Origin of the sequence: Halorubrum sp. SP3 (genome assembly GCF_005435195.1) — an archaeon.
Taxonomy (GTDB): domain Archaea; phylum Halobacteriota; class Halobacteria; order Halobacteriales; family Haloferacaceae; genus Halorubrum; species Halorubrum sodomense.
Window position 1 is genome coordinate 1 of record NZ_SGTU01000133.1, and the last position, 1,020, is coordinate 1,020.

The 1,020-nt window shown below is 58.1% G+C and carries 1 protein-coding gene; it reads right to left on the reverse strand.

Features of this window, described 5'->3' with window-relative positions:
* Positions 1-548 precede the first annotated feature (548 nt).
* The coding region (locus EXE42_RS15835) for a winged helix-turn-helix domain-containing protein (protein ID WP_137706944.1) at positions 549-1,020 on the reverse strand (472 nt) is incomplete at its 5' end.

The following is a 1,020-nucleotide window of genomic DNA, read 5'->3' on the forward strand; positions in this document are numbered from 1 at the left end:
ATCGACCAGATGTTTCAGTCGATAATATGTCTGATAAATAAGATTTCTACAGAGCCGGTGAGGAAGATATCACGGTGGATTTTCTGCGTCGTTGATCCCATCGAATGTTCCATTCGTATAGACGTATCGCCACCGTTGGAGAATCGCTCGCGTCACAAGACTTGTTTCAGACACGGCAATACAAGATGGGTCGACAGGACGGCTCAGAGCATCGGGGGGTGAATGGAAGTGTCGTCGCGGCGCGTCGGGTTTCGGGTGACAGTCAAACCGAAAATTTCGGTCTCGATCATCTGTGTAGTGTGCGGCGTAGTTCCCGGTGAGACTCCACCGGACGTCTATCCGGGCGGTTGACGCCGCTCCGACGCCGTCGGATAATTCAGCCGAAAGTGTCTGGGGATTCAGCGGATCGTCCAATGACGCGGTCTGGACCAGCGGCTCGAGGTCCACAATCAGGTCTCGGATTTCCCGTAGCGCCCCGGCGTCGATAGGACCAAACACCTCAGACTGTTCGTCTGGCTGAATATGGTGAGGGGGATCTCCGTCGTCACTCATACGACGATGGATGTATCGCCGTTACCATCGTCGTCCGTGTCCGTGCCAGTGAGGTGACCAGTCTGACTCACCTCACCGATCGCGAGTGTTGCCTGTGCGAGTGCGAGGTTGCGTCGCGTCGTTTGCCATTCTGTGAGGAGCGCACCGTGGTCGCTGTCGGCGTCGCCGATATCCAGTTCTCGGGCGAATTCCTCGGGTGAATCAACACCGTATTCCTCGCGCCACGCCTGGATCTGCGACTTCATATCGGCGATGCCGGACGCGATCTCTTCGGGCGTCCGTTCCGCGAGGAGCGACTGGGCGTGTTCAGTGACGATAGCCGTTTCCGACCGTCGGTAGTGCGTCGTCTGACCGTCCTGAGACGTCGTTACCTCACCAGCGCTCTCGAGCGTTCGCAGGTGCTTTCGCGCCGTGGTCGGTGAGACGCGGGCACGCTCGGCGATCTGTGCTACAGACAGCGGATCGTAC